Genomic DNA, 26,525 nt, shown 5'->3' with positions numbered 1-26,525 from the left:
CAGCCATGGGAGAGTTTTCCACTGCACATGCAGAAACAGTGACGATCCGCCGTGCCCGCACGCGTGATGTTCCCGCGCTGCGCCGCCTCCTCGACCAGTACGTGCAGCAGCGGATCCTGCTCGACAAAGCACCGGTCGTCCTTTACGAGGACATCCAGGAGTTCTGGGTCGCGGAACGCGACTCCGACGGCCAGGTCGTCGGCTGCGGCGCTCTCCACGTGATGTGGGAAGACCTTGCCGAAGTACGCACTCTCGCCGTCGACCGCGACCTGAAGGGCGGCGGAGTCGGGCATCAGGTGCTGGAGCAGTTGTTGCGCACCGCCCGCACGCTCGGGGTGAGCCGGGTTTTCTGCCTGACCTTCGAAGTCGAGTTCTTTGCGAAGCACGGCTTCGTCGAGATCGGCGAGACCCCGGTCAAGACCGATGTGTACATGGAGCTCCTGCGTTCCTATGACGAGGGTGTCGCCGAGTTCCTCGGTCTCGAACGAGTGAAGCCGAACACCTTGGGCAACAGTCGGATGCTTCTGCACCTCTGATCGATGGCCTCAGCTTTTCCGGCGCTCTGCGCACCTGTGGCCTATGTCCGAATCGCGCACGTTTCCCGCCCTGTTGCGGTCTCGAACCTCTCCCCGGGGGTTTGTGTTTTCCAGGCAAAAGCGGTTTCCTTTCCGCGTACTGCTTTTCGATGAAAGGAAATCCCGGTGGCACAGAAGGTTCAGGTCCTTCTTGTCGACGACCTCGACGGTGGCGAGGCGGACGAGACGGTGACGTTCGCTCTGGATGGCAAGACCTACGAGATCGACCTCACCACCGCCAACGCTGAAAAGCTCCGCGGTCTGCTCGACCCGTACACCAAGGGCGGCCGCCGCACCGGTGGCCGTGCCACCGCCGCCCGCGCCAAGGGCCGTGGCTCGGTGGCGACCGGTCACCCGGACACCGCGGAGATCCGCGCGTGGGCCAAGGAGAACAACTACAACGTGAACGACCGCGGCCGCGTCCCGGCCGAGATCCGCGAGGCCTACGAGAAGGCCAAGGGCTGACGGACCCCCGTCGTACGCCGTCCCAGGCGCGCCCGGTGGCATTCCGTCGCCGCCGCAGCCACCAGGCGTACGAGGTCGGGCCCGTGAGCGGGTCCGGCGGCCCGCCCGGGACCGGGCAGGGTCGGCAGCAGTGCCTCACACCCCTGCTCGGGGGGTCGCAGCCACACGGCGGCCCCCCGAGGGCTTTCTCCCGGGGGCAGCCCCGGGGGAGCCGGGGCGGTGATCCGGCCACCCGCACCCAGGGCGGTCAGATCGAGGGCGACCCCGCCCCACTCCAGCCAGTCGAGCAGCCCCTCCAGCTCCTCTGCGCTCCCCGCGGCCACCAGGAACCGCATCCGGCGCCCCATCAGCGCCACCGGGCCCGTGGCGACCGGCCTGCGCAGCAGCGCCGCTCCTGCGTCGGAGGGCAGCTCCAGCACGTCGAACCGGATCCCGGTCGCGAGCCGGGCGGGCGGCCCGCCCGTGGCGGTCCAGCCGAGCGTCCTTCCGTACCAGGTGGCGTACGCGTCCTCCTCGGGCGCCGTGCGGGGCGGCGGCACGAGTGACGGGGCGAGCGGCGGGAGGGTTACGGCCATGTCCGGAGCAACTTCCGAAACGCCCCGGGGTTACGCTCAATGTGACAGACCGCACGCAACACCATGCGGAACGTAAACGTCCATGATGGCCGGAGTCCCGCATTCGGGACGCAACTGTGTTCGCCCTTAGCGGAGGGAACCGGTGCCACCGGCATGGAGTGTCAGTCCTTACGGGTAAGACATTCCTAGTGGATCGGGGCGACACGCTGATTTGACGGGCCTCCGTTCGCCGTCGGCGTACACGCATGACGGGTATCTGCCTGGCCTGCGGGAACATCGTCTCGCACCATCGAGTTGGAGCAGTTGTCGGCTCTTCAAGCCGGTTTTCCCGCTGATGCAGGGGTGAGCCGTGGACGGATGTCGGCAGTTGGAATGAGCTGTCCCGCCCCGCGGGACTAGCATGCGGAAGGACAGGGCGGGGACCGACCCCGAACTGCCCGACCGCTCTGAGGAGCGATAAACGATGTTCGAGAGGTTCACCGACCGCGCGCGGCGGGTTGTCGTCCTGGCTCAGGAAGAAGCCCGGATGCTCAACCACAACTACATCGGCACCGAGCACATCCTCCTGGGCTTGATCCACGAGGGTGAGGGTGTCGCCGCTAAGGCCCTGGAGAGCCTCGGGATTTCGCTCGAGGCTGTTCGCCAGCAGGTTGAGGAGATCATCGGTCAGGGGCAGCAGGCCCCGTCCGGCCACATCCCCTTCACTCCGCGGGCGAAGAAGGTCCTGGAGCTTTCGCTCCGAGAGGCCCTCCAGCTCGGCCACAACTACATCGGCACCGAGCACATCCTGCTCGGCCTGATCCGCGAGGGCGAGGGCGTCGCCGCCCAGGTCCTCGTGAAGCTGGGCGCCGATCTCAACCGAGTCCGGCAGCAGGTCATCCAGCTGCTCTCCGGCTACACCGGTGGAGGCAAGGAATCGGCCACGGCCGGCGGCCCGGCCGAGGGCACGCCCTCGACCTCGCTCGTCCTGGACCAGTTCGGCCGCAACCTCACCCAGGCGGCCCGCGAATCCAAGCTCGACCCGGTCATCGGGCGCGAGAAGGAGATCGAGCGGGTCATGCAGGTGCTGTCCCGCCGTACGAAGAACAACCCGGTCCTCATCGGCGAGCCCGGCGTCGGCAAGACCGCCGTCGTCGAGGGCCTGGCCCAGGCGATCGTCAAGGGCGAGGTTCCCGAGACGCTGAAGGACAAGCACCTCTACACGCTTGACCTCGGCGCCCTGGTCGCGGGTTCCCGCTACCGCGGTGACTTCGAGGAGCGCCTGAAGAAGGTGCTCAAGGAGATCCGCACCCGCGGCGACATCATCCTGTTCATCGACGAGCTCCACACCCTCGTGGGTGCGGGTGCCGCCGAGGGCGCGATCGACGCCGCCAGCATCCTGAAGCCCATGCTGGCCCGTGGTGAGCTCCAGACCATCGGTGCCACGACGCTCGACGAGTACCGCAAGCACCTCGAGAAGGACGCGGCTCTTGAGCGCCGCTTCCAGCCGATCCAGGTGGCGGAGCCTTCCCTCCCCCACACGATCGAGATCCTCAAGGGCCTGCGCGACCGCTACGAGGCCCACCACCGCGTCTCCATCACGGACGAGGCCCTCGTCCAGGCGGCGACGCTGGCGGACCGGTACATCTCGGACCGCTTCCTCCCGGACAAGGCGATCGACCTGATCGACGAGGCCGGCTCCAGGATGCGCATCCGCCGGATGACCGCGCCGCCGGACCTCCGCGAGTTCGACGAGAAGATCGCGGCCGTGCGCCGTGACAAGGAGTCGGCCATCGACTCCCAGGACTTCGAGAAGGCGGCTTCTCTCCGCGACAAGGAGAAGCAGCTGCTCGCGGGGAAGACCAAGCGCGAGAAGGAATGGAAGGCCGGCGACATGGACGTCGTCGCCGAGGTCGACGGCGAGCTCATCGCCGAAGTCCTCGCGACCGCGACCGGCATTCCCGTCTTCAAGCTCACCGAGGAGGAGTCCTCGCGACTGCTCCGCATGGAGGACGAGCTCCACCGTCGGGTCATCGGCCAGAAGGACGCCATCAAGGCGCTCTCCCAGGCGATCCGCCGTACCCGTGCGGGTCTGAAGGACCCGAAGCGTCCGGGTGGCTCGTTCATCTTCGCCGGTCCGTCCGGTGTTGGTAAGACCGAGCTCTCCAAGACGCTCGCCGAATTCCTCTTCGGCGACGAGGACGCGCTGATCTCCCTCGACATGTCGGAGTTCAGCGAGAAGCACACGGTTTCGCGTCTCTTCGGTTCGCCCCCCGGCTACGTGGGCTACGAAGAGGGCGGCCAGCTCACCGAGAAGGTGCGCCGGAAGCCGTTCTCCGTCGTCCTCTTCGACGAGGTCGAGAAGGCCCACCCGGATATCTTCAATTCCCTTCTCCAGATCCTGGAGGACGGTCGTCTGACCGACTCCCAGGGCCGGGTCGTGGACTTCAAGAACACGGTCATCATCATGACGACCAACCTGGGTACCCGGGACATCTCGAAGGGCTTCAACCTGGGCTTCGCGGCCCAGGGCGACACCAAGACCGGATACGACCGGATGAAGGCGAAGGTCAACGAAGAGCTCAAGCAGCACTTCCGGCCCGAGTTCCTCAACCGTGTCGACGACACGGTCGTCTTCCACCAGCTCACCGAGGAAGACATCGTCCAGATCGTCGACCTGATGATCGCCAAGGTGGACGAGCGCCTGAAGGACCGCGACATGGGCATCGAGCTGAGCGGTGACGCGAAGCTCCTGCTCGCCAAGCGCGGCTACGACCCGATCATGGGTGCCCGGCCGCTGCGCCGGACCATCCAGCGCGAGATCGAGGACATCCTGTCGGAGAAGATCCTCTTCGGCGAGCTGCGTCCCGGTCACATCGTGGTCGTCGGCAAGGAGGGTGAGGGCGAGGAAGCCAAGTTCACCTTCCGCGGCGAGGAGAAGGCGGCCCTGCCGGACCTTCCCCCGATCGAGGCCACGGGCTCCGGCCCGGACCTGTCGAAGGGCGCGTAAGCGCGGCCGAGTGCCAAGGGGCGGCCCCGGAACCGGAAGGTTCCGGGGCCGCCCCTTTTTCCGTCAGTGGGTCACTGCTCGTACACCTGGTAGAAGGACTCGACGTCGGTCTCCGGCAGGCGCTGTGCCAGCCGCTCCTCCAGATCCGGCGCGAGCACCTCGTCCCCGTACAGCCGCAGGGTCCGCAGCGACGGCAGCCTCAGGTGCTCGACCAGGTCCGACAGCACCTCGTCCGATACGGCGAGTTCCTCCAGCTGATCCAGCCGGGACAGCTCGGCCCAGTCGGCCGGGTCGGATGGCCTCCAGCGGTGCCCGAGGTTCAGGATGCGCAGGCCGGAATGCCGTCCCAGGCCCTCAAGGTGCACCGCGGGCGTGTCCAGGACCAGGGATTCCAGCTCCGCCCCGGGCGCGAGGCCGCAGGCCGACCAGGGATACGGCGAGTAGAGCTCCAGCGAGCGCAGCCGGGGCCAGCTCGCGATGACCTCGTGCAGGCCCGGTACGGACATCCTGAGGCGGGCGACCCGCATCGGCAGGCCGTACAGGGCCGTCACATCGGCGAGGCCGGGGCAGCGGAGGATCTCCAGTACCTCGATCGAAGCCTGTTCGCGCAGGAATTCCAGGTCGCTGAGCTCTCCGAGATGGAAGAGGGCCAGACTGACCACCTGGACGCGGGAGCACAGTGCGGACAGGGCCCGGGCGGACACGGTGTCGCGCACGATGAGCCCCGGCGGATGCGCGAACGTGTGCAGGGCGTCGGCCTGGGAGTCGCTGAGGATCTGCAGGGCGTGCGGATCGTGGCGGAGGTGCTCGATCACCTCCCGGGCGTACTTCCGGGCGTCGAAGCGGCCCCACAGCGAGACCAGGGCGTGGTGGACCGCGGGCGACGGCTTGTTGCGGAAGCCCGCCAGATAGGGGATCGCCAGTTCCGAGAGGGTCTCGCCGGCCGCGGCGACGGCCATGAGCGCGTCCTCCTCGCTCGCCGTGGCCGGGTCGGCCAGCAGCTCCAGCACCAGCGGGCCGGTGCGGCCCAGTTCCTTGGCCTCCTCGATGCTCCGGGGCGGCAGCAGGTGCCGTACGGCGGCCTCGGCCTCGGCGCGCAGTGCGGGGTCCAGTTCCGTCGCGTACTGCAAGGAGGCGTAGGCGAGGAGCACGGACCGGTTGGAGTTCCGGGCCAGCAGGGCCCGGATGATTTCGGCGCGGTCGCGGGGGCGGCCCTGGGCCACCGCCATGCGGATGACGTCCTCCCACTGGTCGTCCTCCGCGTGGCCGGTCAGCTCGCCGACGCCGCCCTCGTCCAGGGCCGCCCGGGCGCCCAGGAAGTCCTGGAAGGTGCGGTGGACGAACTCGACGGTGTCCTCCGTCGGGGCCCGCAGGAGTCCGGTGCGCTCCAGGAAGTGCGCGAACACGGCCGGTGCGCCGCCGAGCACACCGGCGGCCGGCACGGCGGGCAGCGCGTCCTCGATCAGTGCCTCGGCCCGGGAGCGGTCCATTTCCGTGCGTCCGTTGCGGATCAGCCAGTACGCGAGCCGCTGGAGCAGCTGCAGCTGGGGTTCCTCGGCCAGGTCCGGCAGCCGCAGGCCGCGCTCGCGGTCGCGGCGGTGGAGCAGCATGGACAGGGCGGCCGCGTACAGCTCCTTGCGGCCCGAGGGCAGGAAGCCGCGGCGCTCCCGGTGCAGGGCGCAGATCATGCCGCACAGCAGTGGATTGGTGGCCAGCCTGGCCAGGTCCGGCTTCTTCGCCACGGAGTCCAGCAGCTGCTCCCGGTACTCGGGCGGGGTGTGGTCCGCGGCCGCGTGCCAGCGCTCGATGAAGGCCCGTACGTTCGCCGGGTTCATCGGGGTCAGGGTCACCTCGGAGAAGTCCACGGCGGCCAGCCAGTCCTGCCGGACCGCCGTGGGGCGGGAGGTCACCAGCCAGCGGTTGCCGGGGCAGGCGGTGATCAGGTCGGCCAGCCAGTCCCGGGCGCGGTCCCGCTCGGCCTCCGGGATCTCGTCGATGCCGTCGACGAGCAGGAGGGCGCGCCCGTCGCGCAGCACCCGGCCCTCCCAACCGCCCGGGGCCTCCCCGGCCAGCGGGGAGCCGGCGAGGAAGTCGCGGGGCGCGGGCAGCCGCTCGCCGTGCCGGGTCAGGGTGCGCAGCGGCAGGACGAAGGGGACGGTCCCCGCGCCGGGGTTCCGGGCGGCGGAGACGGCCAGCCACTGGATGAGGGTGGTCTTGCCGGATCCGGCCTCGCCGCGCAGCAGGACGCGGTGGTGCCCGGCGAGCAGCCGGTCGGCGGGCAGGGAGTAGGCGGAGGGGAGGGCGCCCTCACGGTCCCCGGTCCGGGTTCCGCCGCCCGCCCCGCGGGCGGCGGAGACCTCCAGGCTCACGTAAGCGGTGTCCAGCGGCCAGCGGGAGGAGCCCGGGGCCAGGTCGAGGCCGAAGATGGTGAGGGTGCCGTGGCGCCGGGCCAGGTAGTCCAGGTAGCGGGCCTCGAAGGCGGCGTCGCGGCCGTCCTGGCGGGGGACGCGGGTCAGCAGCTCGTCCACCTTGGCGATGGTCTCGGCGTGCAGCCGGCTCTGCTCGACGAGGGTCGCGGCCACGAAGGTGGAGCGCTGGGTGAAGAAGTTCAGGATGTGCAGGCAGGCCAGATCCACCAGGCGTGCGTGGAAGAGCTCGGCGTCCCGGGAGAGCCCGGGGTGCGGGGCGGCGGCCCGGAGCCTGCGGGCGAAGGCCTGCGGTCCGAGGCGGACGGCTTCCACGTCGGAGAGGGCGAGGTCGCCCAGCGCGTGCAGGGTGGCGGCGAGGGCGGCGGACACGCCCGCTTCCTCGCCGGGTGGCAGGGGCTGTTCCCCGGGGGCGGCTAACGCCTCCTCCACCAGGCGGTCGGCGAGTTTCCGCAGGTCGGCGGCGTCCAGGCCGCGTTTCTCGCGCCAGGCCAGGTAGGAGGAGATCCGGTGCGGCCGGTCCACCAGGCCCGCGCCCGCCCCCTCCTGCCGGAAGAGCTTCCTGACGAGGGGGGACACGACCCCCGAGGCCAGCCGGATCCCCAACACCGATGCGTCCACGACGCTGGAGCCTAGTGACGTGGGCCTCAAACGGTCCTGGTTTCGGTGGGGCCGGGGTTCCGGGTGCGGTGACAAGCCGCACAGGACAAATCGGATGTACTAGGCGGATTCGTAGATCAAATGGACCTCGGGGTGGGGGCTCCGTCCCTGGAAAACCGCCGTCAACAGGCCGGAGAGCCCGGCCTCCGCTACGAGTTCGAGTAGTAATGGGGAGGTTTGGGGAAGTACGGGGGCTCGGGTTACCAAGGATGAGCCAGCCCGGCACGCGCTTCATCGTGCCGGGTCACTTCATGCCTCTTACAGGTGTGAAACCCCCCTTGTCCCCGGCCCCGGAGGTCTGCACATGTTCGCGAAGCGCGTCAACACCCGTCGTACCCGTATCGCTGTCGGCACCACCGCTCTCGGTGCGGTGCTGGCCCTCGGGGCGGGCACGACCGCCGCGTTCGCAGACGCCCCGCAGACCGCCGTCACCGCCAAGGCGGCCGGCGCCGCCGGTGCCGCGGGCGCCTCGAAGACCGGTCTCTGGGACAAGCCGCTGGAGAAGTACACGCTGTCCGCCACCTTCGGCAAGGGCGGCAACATGTGGTCCCACAAGCACTCCGGCCAGGACTTCGCCGTCCCGGTCGGCACCCAGGTCAAGGCCGCGGCCGCCGGCGTCGTCGTCAAGGCCGGCCCGAACGGCGGCGGCGACGGCCCCGCGTACGGCAACGCCATCGTGATCAAGCACGCCAACAACACGTACTCGCAGTACGCGCACCTCTCGAAGATCCAGGTCAAGATCGGCCAGAAGGTCAAGGCCTCGCAGCGCATCGCCCTTTCCGGTAACACCGGCAACTCCAGCGGCCCGCACCTGCACTTCGAGATCCGCACCACCCCGAACTACGGCTCCGCCGTCAACCCGGTGGCCTTCCTGCGCACCAACGGCGTCACCGTCTGACGCGTCCGACTCGTCCGACGCGTTCGACCGTCAGGCCTGCCTGACCCCTCTCGACCGCCGCCCCCGCGGCGCACGTCGTACCGGCCGACCCGCCCTGCTCACCGATCAGGTGAGCAGCCAGGCATGGGTCGGCTTCGGCGCTGGTTCGAGCTTCCCCTCCTTGTACCCGGCGGCCTGCTCCGCCGTGAAGGCCATGTCGTAGACCTTGATGTTGTGCAGGGCGCCCTGCCACGGACCGGTCCAGATGTTGTGGTGCTTGGACCGGCCGAGCTGGAGCGGACCGGGGGCCTGCCAGATGGGCGGCACCGGGGTCTCGCCGGCCTTCTTGCCGTCCACGTAGAGCGCGATGGCCTTCTTCTCGGCGTCGTAGGTGGCCATCAGCAGCGTGGGGGTCTTCACCATGCTGAGCCCCTCGGCGGTGACGGTCCGCGTGGTGGCCGCGGCGCCCTTGTCGCCCGTCTGCACGCGGAAGATCCAGGCCTGCTTGCCGTTGACCTCGTTCACGCCGAGCTCGAAGGAGAACGACTCCCCGTCGCCCTGGCTCATGACGATCCGCGAGCCCTTGGCGGCGGAGTTGTAGGCCCGCGCCGTCACGGTGAAGCTCTTCGTCACGTCCACGACCGGCTCCGCGGACTGCGCCCACGAGTTCCCGTTGCCCCGGCCCACGACCTGGAACCGCTTGCCCAGCGGGCCGACCTTGAGGTCGGGGCCGAGCCGCATGCCCATGCTGCCGTAGCTGTCGCGCAGCAGGGTGTCGTCACCCGCGACGGTGGCGGTGTAGCCGCCCGGCGACTTCGAGTCCTCCGGCTCGGGCGAGGAGGAGTTCGTGGGCTGGGCGTCCGGCTGGCCCCCGTCGTCGCCGCTGCCCATCAGGAAGAACGTTCCGCCGCCGGCCAGCAGCGCGAGGACGGTTATGCCGCCGCCGAGCATCCACAGCCGCTTCTTGCGCCGCTCCGCCGCGGAGCGGTCGGCCATGGCCTCCCAGTCGACCGGCTCGGACGCGCCGGGCAGGTCCGGACCGGCCAGCCGCGTGAAGCCCGGCTGGGCCGGGGCCGGAGGCCACTGCTGACCGCCGCCCGCGTCCGGCTGCTGGTACGCGTCGTGCTGCTGGTACGGGTCCGGCTGCTGGTACGGGTCCTGCTGGTACGGGTTCGGCTGCTGCCCGGCCGGGGGGTAGCCGTAGCTCCCGGCGGAGGACGGATAGCCGTAGCCGCCCTGTGCGGGCGGTCCCGGCGGGAACCCGTATCCGCCGCTCCCCGGGGCGGGCTCGGGCTGCGGGTGGCTCGGGGGATTCGTACCGTCGGTCATGCCACGGATGCTAAGTCACGGACCCCCGAGTGGGTACGGCCCGGTCCCCGTCCCGTCCGACCCGCCCCGGTTCAGCCCTGCGGCGGCTTCAGGGTCGGGAAGCTGCCCGTCGCCGTCGGCGCGTGCTCCGGCAGCCACAGCACCGCCACCGCCCCCGCCGCCGCGCCCTCGCGCTCCACGCCGCCGCGGGCGGCCACGTTACGGAACGTCAGCCGGGCGCCCAGCACCCGCGCCTGGCCCTCCGCAATGGTCAGCCCCAGCCCGTGCCCCACGCCCGCACGGTCCGTCGACCCGGTGCGGAAGCGGCTCGGCCCCTCGCGCAGCAGAGCCTCCGGGAAGCCCGGCCCGTGGTCCCGGACCCGTACGACCCGGCCCTCGACGTCGACCTGGACCGGCGGCTGCCCGTAGCGCGCAGCATTGGCCAGCAGGTTGCCCAGGATCCGCTCCAGGCGCCGCGGGTCGGTGCTGACGATCTCGTCCGCGACGACCCGTACGGTCGCCTCCGGCATCAGCGACGCGACCCGACGGCTCACGAACTCGCCCAGCGCCACGTCCTGGAGCTCCGCCCGCTCCGACGCACTGTCCAGCCGGGCCACTTCCAGTACGTCCTCGACCAGCGCGCGCAGCGCCTGTACCCGGTCCCGCACCAGCTCGGTCGGCCGCCCCGGGGGCAGCAGTTCCGCCGCCGTGAGCAGGCCGGTGACCGGGGTCCGCAGCTCGTGCGCGATGTCCGCGGTCACCCGCCGCTCGGCCTCCAGCCGCTGCTGGAGGGCGTCGGCCATGGCGTCCACGGCCCGCGCGAGGTCGTCCGTCTCGTCGCGGACGACGCCACCGACCGCGTCCCGGACGCGTACGTCGGGATCGCCGTGCGCCACCCGCTGCGCGGCGGCGGCGGCCTTGCGCAGCCTGCGCGAGATCTGTCCGCCGATGAGCACGCCGAGCGCCGAGCCGGCGATCACGGCGGACAGTCCGCCGATGACCAGGGCCCGGTCCAGGTCGGGGAGCAGATTGACGCTCTCCCGGAACGGGGTGTGCAGCGACAGCACCTGCCCGTTCCCGAGCGGTACGGCGGCCCACACCTCGGGCAGCCCGCCGCGCGGCCGCTCCTGGATGTAGGTCCCGCGCCGGCCCGACTGCGCCTTGTGCCGCAGTTCGGAGGGCAGTTCGGGATCGTTGAGCTTGGCACCCATGGGCGGTTTGCGCCCGGCCTCGGCATTGCGGGAGATGAACTGCACGCGCTCCAGCTGCACCTCGCGCGCGCTCTCCAGCATCGACACGCGGGCAGCGCTGTGCACCACCAGGCTCAGCGCGACCGTGACGAGGGCGCCCACGGCCGCGATGGCGAGTGTGATCTTCCAGCGGATCCCCGTGCGGAGGGTGAACCGTCTCATGCCTTGAGTTTGTATCCGAAGCCCCGGACCGTTTCGATCCGGTCCTGGCCGATCTTGGTGCGCAGGCGCTGGACGTGGACGTCCACGACGCGGGTGTCGCCGCCCCAGTCGTAGTCCCAGACCCGCTCCAGCAGGCGGTCGCGCGACAGGACGGTGCCGGGCGCGGAGGAGAACTCCAGCAGCAGCCGCATCTCGGTCGGCGTCAGTGCCACGGCGGCGCCCGCCCGGCGGACCTCCATGCCCTCGGTGTCCACCTCCAGGTCGCCGAAGGAGAGCACGCCGCGCTCGCCGTCCGAGCCGTTGTCGGCCCCGTTCGGGCCGCCGTTCTGCGGGCCGCCCGAGTGGTCGAAGCGGCGCAGGACGGCGCGGATCCGGGCGACGAGGACGGATCCGTCGAAGGGCTTGGTGACGTAGTCGTCGGCGCCCGCCTCCAGGCCCAGCACCACGTCGATGGAGTCGGCGCGCGCGGAGAGCATGATCACCGGAACGGTGGACTCGTCGCGGATGCGGCGGCACAGGCTGACGCCGTCCATGCCCGGGACCATCACGTCCAGCAGCGCGATGTCGGGCCGGTTCGCGCGGAAGGACTCCAGGCCGGACAGGCCGTCGGGCATGGCCGTGACCACGAACCCGTCGCGTTCCAGCGCCAGGGTCGTGGCCTCACGGATGACGTCGTCGTCCTCGACGAACAGGACATGGGTCTCGGCCATGCGGGAGCCTCGCCTCGGTTCTTCTGTGCTCAGTTCTTCTGACTCGTGACCGGGGCGGGCTGGACTCCGCCGTCGACCACGTTGCTGTACTCCGAGTGAACTCGGTCCTGCTCGGTGAACTTCTCCCCGTTCCAGCGGTACGTGATCACGTCCTCGCCCGACGGATAGGCGAGCGCGTCGCTCTTTCCGTAGACCTGCTTCGTGACGACCAGGTCGCCCCGGTCGATCTCCGCGTAGACGGGTGGCTGTTCGTCCGCGAACACATTCTCGTACGCGCCGCCGTCCGCCCGGTACACGTAGGTGCCGCGCCCCAGGGCGTCGGCGCAGGACAGGACGTTGATGACGATGTCGGCGACGGGGCCTCCGGTGACCTTCCCGTAGCTCACGTCCACCGGGTACTCCTTGCCCGAGCACGGCTTGAGGTCGCGTTTGACCTCGTTGCCGACCTTGGGGTCCTTCATCAGCAGCGCAACGGGGTCGACCTTCTTCAGCGCCTGCCCCGACGCGGCGGCCGAGGCCGCGGAGGAGTCCTCGGGGGAGGCTCCCGAGGGGGTGGTTCTGGACACGGCATCGGTGCGGGCCGGGCCGCCGTCGCGCAGACCGGTGCCGCCGGTGGCGCACCCGACCGCGAACACGGCTGTGCCGACGAGGACGACCGTCCCCGCCGACATCAGCACCAGAGAACCTCCGGACAAACCTTGGCCGTTCAGGCCGCGCACCGCTCACGCCCCTCGTACCGCATGGTGTGGTCACCGCGCTCCAGCGCACGCATGTCCAGGTCCCGGCTCTCCAGCTCCTGCCGGAGGCGGGCCAGCGCGCGGTGCAGAGTGCTCTTCACGGTTCCCGCCGACATTCCGAGCGCCGCGGCCGTTTCCTCGGTGCTCATCTGCTCCCAGTGTCGCAGCACGACCACGCTGCGCTGCTTGGGCGCGAGAACCTTGAGGATGTCCATGAGGAGGGCGCGGTCGGCGCGCTGGTCGGAGCCGTCCTCGACCGATGCGTCGGGGAGCTGGTCGGTGGGGACCTCGTCGAGCTTGCGGGCGCGCCACCACTCGGTGCGGGTGTTGATCATGACGCGGCGCAGGTAGGCGTCGGCCAGGGACTTGTCGGCGATGCCGTCCCAGCGGCCGTAGGTGCGCACGAGCGCGGTCTGCAGGAGGTCCTGGGCGTCGGTGGGGTCCGGGACCAGGCGCCGGGCGCTGCGCAGCAGTGCGTCCTGCCGGGTGCGTACGTACTCTTCGAATTCGAGTACCTCACCGTGCGCCATCTCGACCGCCTCCGCTACCGTCCACCCGCTCATCCGCTGCCTTACGGATTCGAAGGTACGGAGGGGTTGTCACGGGCCTGTGCGAGCCAGCCTTCGGTGGACGCACGGACACCCATAGGTTGTGTAACAACCCCCGTGAGCTGCGAGTTCACGGCAGTAAGCGGAATCTTCGAGTCAGCTTCGACCGGGTGCGGGGGCGGGCCGGGGGGCTGCCTGCGGGGCTGCCTGCGGGGCTGCCCCGGGTGCCGTCTGCGGGAGCCGGTATAGGCCTCCGTCCAGGGGTTCCACCAGCCCGTCGGAGACCAGCCCGTCCAGCGCCCGGGCCCGCTGCACCGGCTCGTCCCAGACCGTGTCGAGGACGGCCTGCGGAACGGCGCCCACCGCCTCCCGGAGTACGGCGAGGAGCTTCCCGCGCACCTGCCGGTCGGTCCCGGCGTACGTCTGCCCGCGCCGCGGCGGGCCCTCGTGCGCGGGCTTGCCCGCGAGGCGCCACGCGCACAGTCCGGCCACCGGGCAGCGCGCGCAGTCGGGGCTCTTGGCGGTGCACACCAGGGCGCCGAGCTCCATCGAGGCCGCCGCCCAGCGGGCCGCGGTGTCCTCGTCCTCGGGCAGCAGGGTCCGGGCCAGGCGCCGCTCGGCGGCGGTCGTCGCGTTCGGCGGGTATTCGACCCCGGTCGCGGTGCGGGCGAAGACCCGCCGGACGTTCGTGTCGAGGACGGCGTGCCGCTGCCCGTACGCGAAGGAGGCCACGGCCGCCGCCGTGTACTCGCCGATCCCGGGCAGCGCCAGCAACTGCGCGTGCTCCCGCGGTACGTCGCCACCGTGCCGCTCCGTTATGGCGACGGCCGCGCCGTGCAGCCGCAGCGCGCGGCGCGGGTAGCCGAGCCGCCCCCAGGCCCGTACGGCCTCGCCGGGGGCCTCGGCGGCCAGGTCCGCGGGGCGGGGCCACCGGGCGAGCCACTGCTCGTAGACCGGCAGGACCCGGCTGACGGGTGTCTGCTGGAGCATGAACTCGCTGACCATGACCCCCCAGGGGCCGGCCTCGGGGCGGCGCCAGGGCAGGTCGCGGGCGTGCTCGTCGAACCACGCGATGACGGGGGAGTGCAGCGCGTGGGAGGAGTCGGGGGATACGGCCGTGGAGGAAGCGGGAGATGCAGTCATGGCAGACGGCATCCTGGCACGTTTCGCATGCCTCGGCGCGCCGGACCGGGACCGGTGAACCACACGACGGCCGGGACCGCGCCCGTCCGCGCGGCGGTGATGACCGCAGCCGTCGGACCGGTGAGCGCGAGGACGACGAGGGCTGCGGCCGAACCACCGAGCAGCAGGCCGAACGCCACGTCGTGCGGGTAGTGCACGCCCACGAAGACCCGGGAGAAGGCCATCAGCAGCGCGAGCGGCACGGTCAGCAGCGCGAGCCGGCGTACGGCCATGGTCAGGGCCACGGCGGCGGCGCCCGCGAGGACCGCGTGGTTGCTGGGGAACGACCAGTCGCCCGGCCCGGGGCAGGGCACCAGGGAGGCGGCGGCCCCGACGACGGCGCGGCAGGGCCGCTCCTCGTCCACCGCGGACTGTCTCGAAGGACGATTGCACCCATGAGGGTGTCCAGTGGGCGAAAATCGATGACGGCGCGGTAGGGGTCGGAACTGTCCATGCTTACCGAACGTACTCAAAGCGGCTTAATCTCCGCGTCAGCCCTTTGGCCGGATCTCGATGCCGGCGGTTGCGCCCGCAGGATGATCATCGGCAAATCGAGTGCACCGCGCGGCATGTGGGGCACTGATCGGGTCGCGAACTCTCGTAAAGTTCCGTCCGTGGGATCTCTGCGCAATCCGGTCGGGCCGCTCCCCTCCTCCATCTACTGGCGACGGAGGGCTGTGCTGGCTTCCGTTGTCGCGCTCCTCGCGCTCCTCGCCGTATGGACCGTCAGTTCCGGTGGGGGGAGGACGAGTACGAACGGAAAGGGCCAGGGCGGCCCCGACCCGGTCGCCTCGATCACCCCGGGTCCGGCCGGCACCGGACCCGCGATCAGCGCGGCCCCCGGCGGGCGCCCCGAGTCGGGCAGCGGCGGAACCGCCGGCTCCGAGGGTGGATCCACGGGCGGCGCGGGCAAGAACGGCGAACCGGGCAGCGGCACGGCCTCGAACGGCGGCTCCGGTTCCGGCGGCGCCGCGGGCGGCCCCGCCCAGGTCCCGGCGGACTCCCCGCTGCCCACCTGCGCGTCGGGTGCGCTGCAGTGGGAGGTCAAGAGCGCCAAGAACGAGTACGAGGCGAACGAGAAGCCCCGCCTCGAACTGGTCGCCCGCAACACTTCCGGAACCACCTGCAAGGTCGACCTCGGCCCGAAGCAGGCCGTCCTGACGATCCTTCAGGCGAGCAGCAGTAAGGCGGTGTGGTCCTCGGCGGACTGCCCGGCGGGCGCGGGCAACGCCTTCTTCCGCGTCCCGGCGCAGGGCGAGACCAAGCAGTCGCTGGACTGGGACCGCCGCTTCAGCGCGGCCGACCAGTGCCAGACGCCTCCGGCGGGGTCCGCGGCTCCCGACACCTATGTGGTCGAGGTCAAGGCTCCGGGCATGCCGGTGGCCCGAACCTCATTCGTCCTGAAGCAGGACTAGGCCGTCCGGCTCGGCGGCGCAGCCTAGACGTACCGCTCCAGGATGGACGACTCGGCCAGGCGGGACAGGCCCTCGCGGACGCTGCGGGCACGGGCCTCGCCCACCCCGTCCACGGCCTGCAGGTCGTCGACGCTCGCGGCGAGCAGCTTCTGCAGCCCGCCGAAGTGCTCCACGAGCCGCTCGATGATCGCGCCCGGCAGCCTCGGCACCTTCGCCAGCAGCCGGTAGCCGCGCGGCGACACCGCCGAGTCCAGGGTCTCCGGAGAGCCGGTGTACCCGAGCGCCCGCGCCACGATCGCCAGTTCCAGCAGCTCCGGATGGGTCAGCGCGTCCAGCTCCGCCAGCGCCTCGTCCACCGTGCGGGAACGCTTCGCCGTCGGCTCCGGCACGTAGTCCCGGATGACCAGCTCCCGCTCCTGCTCGATCCCGACCGTCAGCTCGTCCAGCTGCAGCGACAGCAGTCGCCCGTCCGTGCCCAGTTCGACCACGTACTCGGCGATCTCGGTCGCGATGCGGCGGACCATTTCCAGCCGCTGCGCGACGGCCGTCACGTCGCGGACCGTGACCAGGTCCTCGATCTCCAGCGCCGACAGCGTGCCCGCGACCTCGTCGAGGCGCAGCTTGTACCGCTCCAGCGTGGCCAGTGCCTGGTTCGCCCGGGACAGGATCGCCCCGGACTCCTCCAGGACCCGCCGCTCCCCGTCCACGTACAGCGCGATCAGCCGCATCGACTGCGACACCGACACCACCGGGAAGCCGCACTGCTTGGAGACGCGGTCGGCCGTGCGGTGGCGCGTGCCCGTCTCCTCCGTCGGGATCGACGCGTCGGGCACCAGCTGCACACCGGCCCGGAGGATCTTGGTGATGTCCTTGTCGAGGATGAGCGCGCCGTCGAGCTTGCACAGCTCGCGCAGCCGGGTCGCGGTGAACTCCACGTCCAGGACGAAGCCGCCGGTGCACATCGCCTCGACGCTCTTGTCCATGCCGAGGACGATGAGCCCGCCGGTGTTGCCGCGGACGATCCGTTCCAAGCCGTCACGCAGCGGCTGACCAGGTGCGACCGCGCTCAGCGAGGCGCGCATCATGGCCTCCTGCTTGGAGCTTGCGCCCGACTTTCCGGATGCTGCTGCCCCGTCCTTGGCTGCCACTGCACTCCTCCGGTCGCGGGTTGCGCCGCCCTGCGCCGCGGGCACGAGGACGTGCGTACGGCCGGGCGGACCATCCCGAAGTCTACCGGCGCGCGCCGCGGCCCCGCCGTGGCTTGTCCGGGTGCGGCGCGCGAGGGCCTCGTACGGACCCCCTGACCAGCGGATCGTTCGCCCGGGGACGAGCCGGGGCGTCCCCGGGGCGCCCCGGGGGCGGTTACTCCGCGGACCGCTCCCGGGCCGGCGTACGGGACCGGCCGCGCGGCAACACCCGTAGCGCGTCGCCCATGTCGGCCACCTCGATGACCTTCATCCCGGCCGGCACCTTGCCCGGATCCGCCGGGACCAGCGCGTGGGTGAACCCCAGCCGGTGCGCCTCCGCCAGCCGCCGCTGCACGCCGGTGACCCGCCGCACCTCGCCGGCCAGGCCGACCTCACCGATCGCCACGAGGTTCTTCGGCAGCGGGACGTCACTGGCGGCGGAGGCCAGCGCGAGCGCGATCGCCAGGTCGGCGGCCGGCTCGGTGAGCTTCACCCCGCCCACCGTGGCGCTGTAGATGTCGCGCTTGCCGAGCGCCGTGATCCGGCCGCGCTGCTCCAGCACCGCCAGCATCATCGAGACGCGCGAGGTCTCCAGGCCGGAGGTCGTGCGCCGGGGAGAGGGGATCTGCGAGTCCACGGTCAGCGCCTGCACCTCGGCGACCAGCGGGCGCTTCCCCTCCAGCGTCACGGTCAGGCAGGTGCCGGGCACGGCCTCGGCCCGCCGGGTCAGGAACAGCCCGCTCGGATCGGCGAGACCGGTGATCCCCTCGTCGTGCAGCTCGAAGCAGCCGACCTCGTCGGTGGCCCCGTACCGGTTCTTGATGCCGCGCACCAGCCGCAGCCGGGCGTGCCGGTCGCCCTCGAAGCTCAGTACGACATCGACGAGGTGCTCCAGGAGACGGGGACCGGCGATGGCCCCGTCCTTGGTCACGTGGCCGACGAGGAGGGTGGACATCCCCCGCTCCTTGGAGGCCCGGATCAGCGCTCCGGCCACTTCGCGCACCTGGGCCATGCCGCCGGGCGCGCCGTCGATCTCGGGGGAGGCGACGGTCTGTACGGAGTCCAGGATCAGCAGGGACGGCTTCACGGCGTCGAGGTGCCCGAGCACGGCGGACAGGTCCGTCTCGGCGGCCAGGTAGAGGTGATCGCTGAGCGCGTTGATCCGGTCGGCCCGCAGCCGCACCTGGCTCGCCGACTCCTCGCCCGTCACGTACAGCGTGCGGTGCTCGTCGCTGGCCGCCTTCGCCGCGACGTCCAGCAGCAGCGTCGACTTGCCGACGCCGGGCTCACCGGCGAGCAGTACGACGGCGCCGGGCACGAGCCCGCCGCCGAGGACGCGGTCCAGCTCGTCCACGCCGGTGCTGCGGGCGGTCGCCGTCCGGCCGTCGACCTGGGCGATCGGCAGGGCGGCGGTGGAGACCCGGCCGGCGGCGGTGGTCCGCACGGCCGGCGCGCCCATCTCCTCGACGGTGCCCCAGGCCTGGCACTCGGGACAGCGGCCGAGCCACTTGGCGGTCGTCCAGCCGCAATCGGTGCAGCGGTAGGACGGCCGGTCCTTGGCGGATGAACGAGCGGTGCGGGCAGCCATGGCGCTCACGGTAGCCGCCCCCACCGACAGACCGGACCGCGGTGGCGGTCGCGGGGTCCCCGGGTGCCTTCCGGCGTGCCCGTGGGCGTACCGCGTCAGGGCCTGCGTCAGCGCCTCACCGATCTGTTCACCCGTAAGGGCTAAATGTGGTGAAGGCTTCCAGAGCGTCACCGGGGTGCCGCCTACGGTCGCCAGGTGAACAGCAGCAACCAGGCACACTCCTCAGCGCACACCGGCGCACACCGGGCGCACGGGCGCACGCCCCACGAGGGCGAGCAGCCGCCGTCGTTCCGGCACGAGCCCTACCTGGACGGCCTGTTCACGTACTGCCTGTCGGTCCTGTGCGACCACGACACCGCGACCGACGTGCTCGGGGACGTCCTCGCCGTCGCCGAGCGGCACCCGGGCCGCTGCCCCGACGAGGGGGACCGGCGCGCCTGGCTCTACGCGCTCGCGCGCTGGGGCTGCCTGCACCGGCTGGCGGAGCAGCGGCGCGCACGGCAGGGAGCGCATTCCGCCCGGCGTGCGCCGGAGCACACCGAGCGCCGCCGTGCGCCGGGTGGTGACACCGGCCCCGGACGAGGCCCGGAGGCCCACCGGCCGCTTGACGTCAGCGCCTACCGCCGCACCGAGCTGGCCCGGCTCGCCTGGCCCGAAGCAGCCGGCACCACACCCGAGCAGCGCGAGGCCCTCGAACTCGCCGTCCGCCACCGCCTCGGTGTCCCCGAACTCGCCGCCGTGCTCGGCACCCCCGCGGCCGCCGCCCGCGAACTGCTCTCCGGCGCCGCCTGCGAGGTGGAGCGCACCCGCGCCGCCCTTGCCGTCGTGGAGACCGGCAACTGCCCCGGCGTCTCCCGGCTCACCGGTGACGACGGTGACGGCGGCGACGGCAACGTCCTGCTCTCCAGCACCCTGCGCGCCGAGCTCGTCCGGCACGTCGACGACTGCCCCCGGTGCCGCCGCGTGGCCGAACGCGTCGGCGCCGCCGGCCCCTGGCCCGGCTCCGGCGGCCTCAACACCGCCGCCCTTCCCCTGGTACCGGCCCCCCGTACCGCCGTCCACGCCGCGATGCTCCGCTCGGGCCGGGGCCGCGGCCGCGGCGGAGCCGCCCCGCGCTTCGACCGCACCGGCTTCCCCATGGACCCCAAGGACCGCGCGGCCCGCCGCGACCGGCTGCGCGCCCGGGTGGTGACCACCACCGTGGTCGCCACCGTCGTCGCCGCCCCCGTCCTGGCGCTGTGGGCCGCGTACCGGGGCGGCCCGGACACGGGCGAGCCCGGCGACGCCACCCGTATCTCCGCCAGCGAGTCCGAGCTCCCGACCGCGCGGACCGACGGCCGCCCGCTCACCGCCTACGAGAACGCCGGGAACGCCGCCACCACGACCGGCGGCCCGGGCTTCGCCCAGAGCGACACCGCCTCCGACGTCTCCGTCGAGGTGATCAGCAGCGGCCCGCCGGCCACCCCCGACCAGCCCGGCGGCGCCGGCCGCCTCGCCGTGGCCGCGTCCTCGCAGGGATCCGTCACCCTGCTCACCCTCACCGCCTCCGGTGGCGCCCCGGTCGACTGGCGGCTCTGGTCCGACGCGCCCTGGCTGCGCGCGAGCCGGACCGCGGGCACGCTGGCCCCAGGAGAATCGGTCACCCTGCGCATCGTCGTGGACCCCGAGGCCCAGCCCGTCGGCGCCTGGGCGGCCCGGGTCGGGGTCGACCCCAGCGGCGCGGTGGTCTCCATCCAGGGCCGGGGCCGCCCGGCGTCGACGCCCGCGCCCACCCGGAACCCGACGCAGCCCGCGACCCCGGAGCCCTCGCCGGACCCGACGCAGCCGACCACGCCGACCCCGTCCCCGACGGAGCCGACGATCCCGCCGCCGTCCCCGACACCCGCACCGTCCCCGACGGAGGGCACGGGCGGAACGGTTTCCCCGGCCCCGGACCCGGCCCCGTCGGGGTCATCGGGCGCCTGAGGCCGGGCCGGGCTTCGGCCGGGTCAGGCGGGATCCGCGGGGTGCGGGGCCATCGGCAGCAGCGAGGCGAGCCGCGCCTCGCACAGCTCCACGAGCGCGTCGTACCCCTCCTTGCCCATCAGCTCCGTCAGCTCGGGGCGGTACGACACGTACACCGGCTGCCCGGCACCGTGCGCCGAGGTGGCCGACGTGCACCACCAGTGCAGGTCGTGGCCGCCCGGGCCCCAGCCGCGGCGGTCGTACTCACCGATCGACACCTGCAGCACGCGGGTGTCGTCGGGCCGGTCGATCCACTCGTAGGTGCGCCGGATCGGCAGCTGCCAGCAGACGTCGGGCTTGGTCTCCAGCGGCTCCTGGCCACTCTTGAGCGCCAGGATGTGCAGGGAACAGCCGGCGCCGGCGGGGAAGCCCGGCCGGTTCAGGAAGATGCACGCGCCGTCCCAGCGGCGGGTCTGCTTCTCCCCGTCGTCGTCGTGCTGCGTCCATCCGCTCTCGCTGCCGACGTCGTGGAACTGCCACAGCTCGGGCGTCAGCCGGGCCACGTGCTCCGCGACGCGCTTCTCGTCGTCCTCGTCGGAGAAGTGCGCGCCGAGCGTGCAGCAGCCGTCGGACGCCCGGCCCACCTGGATGCCCTGGCAGCCGCTGCCGAAGATGCAGGTCCAGCGGGAGGTGAGCCAGGTCAGGTCACAGCGGAAGACCTGCTCGTCGTCGGCGGGATCGGGGAATTCCACCCAGGCCCGGGGGAAGTCGAGCCCCTTCTCGTCGGCCACGAGCGCGGCCTTGCCCTTGCCGCCCTTGGCTTGGCCGCCCTTGTCCTTGCCGCCCTTGGCCTTGGCGGTGTCCTTGCCCGTGTCCTTCTGCGACCGGGTCTTGTTGGCCTTCTTCGTATTTGGCACAAACCCAAGCCTATGCGCCCCTTACTCAACCCCCGAGTCTTCCTCGCAGTAGCGTTTCCCCCTATGAGACTCGGTGTGCTGGATGTGGGTTCGAATACGGTCCATCTGCTGGTGGTGGACGCGCACCCCGGCGCGCGCCCGCAGCCGGCGCACTCGCACAAGGTGGAGATGAGGCTGGCGCAGCTGCTCGACGAGGCGGGCGCGGTGACGCCCGACGGCGTCGAGCGTCTCGTCTCGGTGATCGGCGACGCGGTGCAGGCCGCCGAGGACAAGGGGTGCGAGGACGTCCTGCCCTTCGCGACCAGCGCCGTGCGCGAGGCCACGAACGCGGACGAGGTCCTCGCGCGGGTCAAGGCCGAGACCGGAGTCGACCTGCCGGTGCTGAGCGGCGAGGACGAGGCCCGGCTCACCTTCCTCGCGGCCCGCCGCTGGTTCGGCTGGTCCGCAGGGAAGCTGCTGGTCCTGGACATCGGCGGCGGCTCGCTGGAGATCGCGTACGGCATCGACGAGGACCCGGACGCGGCCGTCTCCCTCCCGCTCGGCGCGGGCCGCCTCACCTCGGGCTGGCTTCCGGGCGACCCGCCGGACGCGCTGGACATCCGGGCGCTGCGACGGCACGTGCGGGCGGAGATCGCCCGCACGGTCGGCGAGTTCCGCCGCTTCGGCGCGCCGGACCACGTGGTGGCCACCTCGAAGACCTTCAAGCAGCTGGCCCGCATCGCGGGCGCGGCGCGCTCGGCGGACGGCCTGTACGTGCAGCGGGACCTGAGCCGCAAGTCCCTGGAGGAGTGGGTCCCGCGCCTGGCGGCGATGACCACGGCCCAGCGCTCGGCGCTCCCCGGCGTCTCGGAGGGGCGGTCGAACCAGCTCCTGGCGGGTGCGCTGGTGGCGGAGGCCACGATGGACCTCTTCGGCGTGGAGGAACTGGAGATCTGCCCGTGGGCCCTGCGCGAGGGCATGATCCTGCGCCGCCTGGACCACATGCCGGCGCCGGGGGTCTGATCCGGCCGGGTCGCAACCGGAACTCGGGCGGACGCGTCGCACAGATCATGGGACGCGAATGGCTCTTCTCCCTCATACCGCTGACGCTCGGCGTCGCCTTCCTCGGCATCGGCACCTACGGCCTGCGCCGTGCCGCTCTGCTGCGGCGCGACGGCGTCACCGCAGTGGGCCGGATCGTGCGCCACGAAGTGAGCAAGGGGGACGAAGGCGCCACGTACTACCACCCGGTCGCGGCCTGGACCTCGCGGGACGGGCGCGAGCACGCGTACTCGTCCAGGTTCGGTCGCGGCTCGGTCGGACACGCCTATCGGGTGGGAGCGAGCGTCACGGTCCGCTACGACCCGGAGAAGCCCCGCCGTTTCGAGGTCGTGGGCTGGGACGCGCGGACCGTCGATCTGCTCTTCACCGTGCTGGGGTCGATCTTCACGGCGGGCACGGTGATCGTGTTGCTCGTCCGGCTGATCACCCTGTGACGGCCTCCCCCGCGTGGCCGCCGTCACGGTCGGGCGCCGCCGTGGGCCCGTACCCTGTCCCCGTGGCAGAACCAGTCCGTGTCCCGACCGCGAAAGTCGCCCTCTCCACCGCCTCCGTCTATCCGGAGTCGACGGCGACCGCCTTCGAGATCGCCGCGCGCCTGGGGTACGACGGCGTCGAGGTCATGGTCTGGACGGACCCGGTCAGTCAGGACGTCGACGCCCTGCGCCGCCTCTCCGACCACCACGGGGTGCCGATCCTGGCCGTGCACGCGCCGTGTCTCCTGATCACCCAGCGGGTCTGGTCCACCGACCCGTGGATCAAGCTGCAGCGCGCCCGGGCGGCGGCCGAGCGGCTCGGGGCGAGCACCGTGGTCGTGCATCCGCCGTTCCGCTGGCAGCGCCAGTACGCGAGGGACTTCGTCACCGGCATCTGGCGGATGGCCGACGAGACCGACGTGCGGTTCGCCGTGGAGAACATGTACCCCTGGCGCTACCGCGACCGCGAGATGCTCGCGTACGCCCCCGAGTGGGACGTGACCAAGGACGACTACCGGCACTTCACGGTCGACCTGTCGCACACCGCGACCGCCCGCACCGACGCCACCGCGATGATCGACCGGATGGGCGACCGGCTCGCGCACGTCCACCTCGCCGACGGCAACGGATCTGCCAAGGACGAGCACCTGGTCCCGGGCCGCGGTACGCAGCCCTGCGCCGAGCTCCTGGAGCGCCTGGCGCGGACCTCGTTCGACGGGCACGTCGTGATCGAGGTGAACACCCGCCGGGCGATGTCCTCCGCCGAGCGCGAGGCCGATCTCGCCGAGGCGCTGGCCTTCACCCGACTGCACCTCGCCACCGCCACCGCCACCGCCATCGAGTCCGAGCGCGACGGGGCCCACCGCCCATGACGGCCGCCGCCGATGCACCGAAGCCCCGCCGCCGCGGCCCCGGCCGTCCCCGGCAGGACGAGGCCGACGAGGGCCCCGGCACCCAGGAGCGCATCCGGCTCGCCGCCCGCGAGGTGTTCGCGGAGCGCGGGTACGACAAGACGTCCGTACGCGGCATCGCGAAGGTCGCCGGCGTCGACCCGGCGCTCGTCCACCACTACTTCGGCAGCAAGGACGATCTCTTCGCCGCCGCCATCGAGGTCAGCATCGAACCCGCCCTCGTGGTCCCCGCGATCATCGGCGAGGGGCCGGACGGCATCGGCGAGCGCCTCGCCCGCTACTTCCTCGGTGTCTGGGAGAACCCGGTCACCCGGGTCCCGCTGCTGGCCGTGATCCGCTCCGCGCTCACGCACGAGGCCGCCGCGAAGGTGCTGCGCCAGCTGGTGCTGCGGCGGCTCCTGGAGCGCGTCGCCGCCGACCTCGACGTCCCCGACCCGACCTTCCGCGCCGAGCTCGCCGCCTCCCACATGGTCGGCATCGCGATCCTGCGCTACGTGGTCCAGGTGGAGCCCCTCGCGTCCGCCGACCCGGAGAAGATCGTGGCTCTGGTTGCGCCCACGCTCCAGCGGTACCTGACCGAGGAATGAGCCCGCCGTCCCGACATCCGGACGTGGTGTCCGGATCGCGGGCGGTGGGCGTAGCCTCGTATCTGAGCCATATCCGCAGTCGCGGCTGACCGTACAGCCGCACTCATGGGGAGTGAAACCGCATGCCCGAGCTGAGGTCCCGCACCGTCACCCACGGCCGCAACATGGCAGGCGCGCGTGCGCTGATGCGCGCGTCGGGCGTAGCGAGCGCGGACATCGGCAAGCCGATCATCGCGGTCGCCAACTCCTTCACCGAGTTCGTCCCCGGTCACACCCACCTGGCCCCCGTCGGCCGGATCGTCTCCGACGCCATCCGCGCCGCCGGTGCGATCCCGCGCGAGTTCAACACCATCGCGGTCGACGACGGCATCGCCATGGGCCACGGCGGCATGCTGTACTCGCTCCCCTCCCGCGACCTGATCGCGGACTCGGTCGAGTACATGGTCGAGGCGCACTGCGCCGACGCGCTGATCTGCATCTCCAACTGCGACAAGATCACGCCCGGGATGCTGATGGCCGCGATGCGGCTGAACATCCCGGTCGTCTTCGTCTCCGGCGGCCCGATGGAGGCCGGGCAGGCCGTCCTCGTCGACGGCACCGTCCGCAAGCTCGACCTGATCGACGCCATGGTCGACGCCTCCAACGAGAACGTCTCGGACGAGGACGTCCTGCGGATCGAGGAGAACGCCTGTCCGACCTGCGGCTCGTGTTCGGGCATGTTCACCGCCAACTCGATGAACTGCCTCGCCGAGGCCATCGGTCTCGCCCTCCCGGGCAACGGTTCGGTCCTCGCCACGCACACCGCCCGCCGCGCCCTGTACGAGGACGCCGGCCGCACGGTCGTGGAGATCACCAAGCGCTACTACGAGGACGGCGACGAGTCCGTCCTGCCGCGCAGCATCGCCACCCGCGAGGCCTTCGAGAACGCCATGGCCCTCGACATCGCGATGGGCGGCTCCACGAACACGATCCTGCACCTGCTGGCCGCAGCCCAGGAAGCGGGCCTGGAGTACGACCTCACCGACATCGACGCCGTCTCGCGCCGCGTCCCGTGCCTGTCCAAGGTCGCACCGAACGTGGCGCCCGGCGGCACGTACTACATGGAGGACATCCACCGGGCCGGCGGCATCCCCGCCATCCTCGGCGAGCTGCACCGCGGCGGTCTCCTCAACAAGGACATCACCACCGTCCACTCCGACGGCCTGGAGGACTGGCTCGCGAAGTGGGACGCCCGCTCCGGGACGGCCACCGACACGGCCATGGAGCTGTGGCACGCGGCCCCCGGCTGCGAGCGCTCCGCCACCGCCTTCTCCCAGTCCAAGCGCTGGGAGACCCTCGACCTCGACGCCGAGGGCGGCTGCATCCGCTCGGTGCAGCACGCGTACTCCAAGGACGGCGGACTGGCCGTGCTGCGCGGCAACATCGCCGTCGACGGGTGCGTCGTGAAGACCGCCGGCGTCGACGAGTCGATCTGGACCTTCGAGGGCCCGGCCGTGGTCTGCGAGTCCCAGGACGAGGCCGTCGACAAGATCCTCCGCAAGGAGATCAAGGCGGGCGACGTCGTCGTCATCCGCTACGAGGGCCCGCGCGGCGGTCCCGGCATGCAGGAGATGCTCTACCCGACCTCCTTCCTCAAGGGCCGCGGCCTCGGCAAGGTCTGCGCCCTGGTCACGGACGGCCGCTTCTCCGGCGGCACCTCCGGCCTGTCCATCGGCCACGCCTCCCCGGAGGCGGCCTCGGGCGGCACCATCGCGGTCGTCGAGGACGGTGACCGGATCCGCATCGACATCCCGAACCGGTCCATCGAGGTCCTGGTCGACGAGGCCACCCTCGCCGCCCGCCACGAGGCCCTCGGCGGCGTCTACGCGCCGAAGAACCGCGAGCGCAAGGTCTCCGCGGCCCTGCGCGCCTACGCCGCCATGGCCACCAGCGCCGACAAGGGCGCGGTCCGCGACGTCAGCCTCCTCGGCTGATCCAGGGATTCCGGCAACGGCTCCG

At 71.8% G+C, this 26,525-nt stretch carries 22 protein-coding genes and 1 pseudogene; 11 read left to right on the top strand and 12 right to left on the bottom strand.

Annotation, left to right across the window (positions count from 1 at the left end; translation table 11 throughout):
* Positions 1 to 5 precede the first annotated feature (5 nt).
* Together IE257_RS36250 and IE257_RS36245 are read left to right on the top strand one after the other, a co-directional pair.
* Positions 6 to 536 carry an amino-acid N-acetyltransferase gene (locus IE257_RS36250; protein WP_030389726.1) on the top strand — a complete coding sequence of 177 codons (531 nt, stop codon included), beginning with the start codon at positions 6 to 8 and terminating at the stop codon, positions 534 to 536.
* 165 nt (positions 537 to 701) lie between these two features.
* The gene (locus IE257_RS36245; protein ID WP_053175663.1) at positions 702 to 1,040 is read left to right on the top strand and encodes a histone-like nucleoid-structuring protein Lsr2; all 339 of its coding nucleotides are present in this window, start codon (positions 702 to 704) and stop codon (positions 1,038 to 1,040) included.
* On the opposite strand, the gene IE257_RS36240 is transcribed toward IE257_RS36245, so the two are convergent.
* Positions 1,019 to 1,615 carry an SCO3374 family protein gene (locus IE257_RS36240; RefSeq protein WP_189974104.1) on the bottom strand — a complete coding sequence of 199 codons (597 nt, stop codon included), beginning with the start codon at positions 1,613 to 1,615 and terminating at the stop codon, positions 1,019 to 1,021. The two genes, IE257_RS36245 and IE257_RS36240, sit on opposite strands and share 22 nt — an antisense overlap.
* A 463-nt stretch (positions 1,616 to 2,078) precedes the next feature.
* Between IE257_RS36240 and IE257_RS36235 the strand changes: the two genes are divergently transcribed.
* Positions 2,079 to 4,604 (top strand): ATP-dependent Clp protease ATP-binding subunit, encoded by a 2,526-nt coding sequence (locus IE257_RS36235; RefSeq protein ID WP_189974103.1) that lies wholly within the window; start codon positions 2,079 to 2,081, stop codon positions 4,602 to 4,604.
* 71 nt (positions 4,605 to 4,675) lie between these two features.
* Here IE257_RS36235 and IE257_RS36230 read toward each other — a convergent pair whose 3' ends face one another.
* On the bottom strand, positions 4,676 to 7,651 hold the full coding sequence (locus IE257_RS36230) for an NACHT domain-containing protein (RefSeq protein WP_189974102.1): 2,976 nt from the start codon (positions 7,649 to 7,651) through the stop codon (positions 4,676 to 4,678).
* A gap of 343 nt (positions 7,652 to 7,994) precedes the next feature.
* Here IE257_RS36230 and IE257_RS36225 point away from each other — a divergent pair, with 343 nt between their 5' ends.
* Positions 7,995 to 8,588, top strand: a complete 594-nt coding sequence (locus IE257_RS36225) for a M23 family metallopeptidase (protein ID WP_189974101.1) — start codon at positions 7,995 to 7,997, stop codon at positions 8,586 to 8,588.
* A 105-nt stretch (positions 8,589 to 8,693) separates the two neighbouring features.
* On the opposite strand, the gene IE257_RS36220 is transcribed toward IE257_RS36225, so the two are convergent.
* The 7 genes and pseudogenes from IE257_RS36220 to IE257_RS36190 form a co-directional block, all read right to left on the bottom strand.
* Positions 8,694 to 9,896 (bottom strand): LamG-like jellyroll fold domain-containing protein, encoded by a 1,203-nt coding sequence (locus IE257_RS36220; protein WP_189974100.1) that lies wholly within the window; start codon positions 9,894 to 9,896, stop codon positions 8,694 to 8,696.
* 71 nt (positions 9,897 to 9,967) lie between these two features.
* A complete protein-coding gene (cseC, locus tag IE257_RS36215) occupies positions 9,968 to 11,287 on the bottom strand; it encodes a two-component system sensor histidine kinase CseC (protein ID WP_189974099.1) in 1,320 nt (439 codons plus the stop codon).
* Complete coding sequence (gene cseB, locus IE257_RS36210) at positions 11,284 to 11,997, bottom strand: two-component system response regulator CseB (RefSeq protein WP_189974098.1); 714 nt, start codon at positions 11,995 to 11,997, stop codon at positions 11,284 to 11,286. Before cseB ends, cseC begins: the two co-directional genes overlap by 4 nt.
* A gap of 29 nt (positions 11,998 to 12,026) precedes the next feature.
* Positions 12,027 to 12,668, bottom strand: coding sequence for a hypothetical protein (locus IE257_RS36205; RefSeq protein ID WP_189974135.1), 642 nt, complete (start codon positions 12,666 to 12,668; stop codon positions 12,027 to 12,029).
* Between the two features lie 35 nt (positions 12,669 to 12,703).
* A complete protein-coding gene (locus IE257_RS36200; RefSeq protein ID WP_189974133.1) occupies positions 12,704 to 13,264 on the bottom strand; it encodes a SigE family RNA polymerase sigma factor in 561 nt (186 codons plus the stop codon).
* 174 nt (positions 13,265 to 13,438) lie between these two features.
* Positions 13,439 to 14,425 (bottom strand): iron-sulfur binding domain-containing protein, encoded by a 987-nt coding sequence (locus IE257_RS36195; protein WP_229920873.1) that lies wholly within the window; start codon positions 14,423 to 14,425, stop codon positions 13,439 to 13,441.
* A pseudogene (locus IE257_RS36190) lies at positions 14,422 to 14,838 on the bottom strand (phosphatase PAP2 family protein); the annotation flags it as partial. The pseudogene IE257_RS36190 and the gene IE257_RS36195, both read right to left, overlap by 4 nt.
* A gap of 303 nt (positions 14,839 to 15,141) precedes the next feature.
* Here IE257_RS36190 and IE257_RS36185 point away from each other — a divergent pair.
* The gene (locus IE257_RS36185) at positions 15,142 to 15,879 is read left to right on the top strand and encodes a hypothetical protein (protein WP_308279426.1); all 738 of its coding nucleotides are present in this window, start codon (positions 15,142 to 15,144) and stop codon (positions 15,877 to 15,879) included.
* A 23-nt stretch (positions 15,880 to 15,902) separates the two neighbouring features.
* Here the strand turns inward: IE257_RS36185 and disA are convergent, their stop codons facing one another.
* Together disA and radA are read right to left on the bottom strand one after the other, a co-directional pair.
* On the bottom strand, positions 15,903 to 17,027 hold the full coding sequence (gene disA, locus IE257_RS36180) for a DNA integrity scanning diadenylate cyclase DisA (protein ID WP_030727101.1): 1,125 nt from the start codon (positions 17,025 to 17,027) through the stop codon (positions 15,903 to 15,905).
* Between the two features lie 214 nt (positions 17,028 to 17,241).
* Positions 17,242 to 18,654, bottom strand: coding sequence for a DNA repair protein RadA (gene radA, locus IE257_RS36175; protein ID WP_189974095.1), 1,413 nt, complete (start codon positions 18,652 to 18,654; stop codon positions 17,242 to 17,244).
* Positions 18,655 to 18,849: 195 nt separating this feature from the next.
* On the opposite strand from radA, the gene IE257_RS36170 reads away from it, so the two are divergent.
* The gene (locus IE257_RS36170; protein ID WP_189974094.1) at positions 18,850 to 20,619 is read left to right on the top strand and encodes a BACON domain-containing protein; all 1,770 of its coding nucleotides are present in this window, start codon (positions 18,850 to 18,852) and stop codon (positions 20,617 to 20,619) included.
* Positions 20,620 to 20,642: 23 nt separating this feature from the next.
* Here IE257_RS36170 and IE257_RS36165 read toward each other — a convergent pair whose 3' ends face one another.
* Positions 20,643 to 21,515, bottom strand: coding sequence for a DUF3109 family protein (locus IE257_RS36165; protein ID WP_372453120.1), 873 nt, complete (start codon positions 21,513 to 21,515; stop codon positions 20,643 to 20,645).
* A gap of 63 nt (positions 21,516 to 21,578) precedes the next feature.
* Between IE257_RS36165 and IE257_RS36160 the strand changes: the two genes are divergently transcribed.
* The 5 genes from IE257_RS36160 (at position 21,579) to ilvD (ending at position 26,500) form a co-directional block, all read left to right on the top strand.
* The gene (locus IE257_RS36160; protein ID WP_189974093.1) at positions 21,579 to 22,517 is read left to right on the top strand and encodes a Ppx/GppA family phosphatase; all 939 of its coding nucleotides are present in this window, start codon (positions 21,579 to 21,581) and stop codon (positions 22,515 to 22,517) included.
* A gap of 47 nt (positions 22,518 to 22,564) precedes the next feature.
* Positions 22,565 to 22,990, top strand: coding sequence for a DUF3592 domain-containing protein (locus IE257_RS36155; protein ID WP_189974092.1), 426 nt, complete (start codon positions 22,565 to 22,567; stop codon positions 22,988 to 22,990).
* Between the two features lie 62 nt (positions 22,991 to 23,052).
* Positions 23,053 to 23,901: a sugar phosphate isomerase/epimerase family protein gene (locus IE257_RS36150; RefSeq protein ID WP_189974091.1), complete on the top strand. Its 849-nt coding sequence runs from the start codon at positions 23,053 to 23,055 to the stop codon at positions 23,899 to 23,901.
* Complete coding sequence (locus IE257_RS36145) at positions 23,898 to 24,527, top strand: TetR/AcrR family transcriptional regulator (protein ID WP_189974090.1); 630 nt, start codon at positions 23,898 to 23,900, stop codon at positions 24,525 to 24,527. Before IE257_RS36150 ends, IE257_RS36145 begins: the two co-directional genes overlap by 4 nt.
* Positions 24,528 to 24,649: 122 nt before the next feature.
* Positions 24,650 to 26,500: a dihydroxy-acid dehydratase gene (gene ilvD / locus IE257_RS36140; protein ID WP_189974089.1), complete on the top strand. Its 1,851-nt coding sequence runs from the start codon at positions 24,650 to 24,652 to the stop codon at positions 26,498 to 26,500.
* Positions 26,501 to 26,525: the final 25 nt, after the last annotated feature.

Origin of the sequence: Streptomyces avidinii (genome assembly GCF_014650695.1) — a bacterium.
Taxonomy (GTDB): domain Bacteria; phylum Actinomycetota; class Actinomycetes; order Streptomycetales; family Streptomycetaceae; genus Streptomyces; species Streptomyces avidinii.
The sequence above is the reverse complement of the archived record's forward strand: the minus strand, read 5'-3'. Positions and strand labels throughout refer to the sequence as shown.